Raw genomic sequence first — 301 nt, forward strand, 5'->3', positions numbered from 1 at the left:
CTCGTCGGGGCGGTTCCAGTAGCCGAGCATCAGGCCGGGCTCGGAGCGGTGCACGGCGAGCAATCCCGTCACGCCCGCGGGCAGGGGCTCCGGCGCGCCCTCGACGGGCAGGATCGCCACGGGGCGCCCGGGCTGCGGCTTGCCCGGCGAGCCCGGCCGCACGGGCACGGTCGGGCCGCTCGACACGTAGGTCGTGATCTCGCTCTTTCCGAGCGCCTCGTAGAGCGGCTTGCCGGTCGGCCGGGTCCAGGCGTCGAGCAGGTCGAGGGGCAGCGCCTCGCCCGCCGTGCAGCCGTGGCGC

General features: G+C 76.7%; 1 protein-coding gene. It reads right to left on the minus strand.

The window, feature by feature from the left end; genetic code table 11:
• On the minus strand, positions 1–301 hold a 301-nt coding region (locus tag WDW90_RS38785), incomplete at both ends, for an AMP-binding protein (protein ID WP_336492955.1).

Origin of the sequence: Methylobacterium nigriterrae, assembly GCF_037106235.1 — a bacterium.
Taxonomy (GTDB): Bacteria; Pseudomonadota; Alphaproteobacteria; order Rhizobiales; family Beijerinckiaceae; genus Methylobacterium; species Methylobacterium nigriterrae.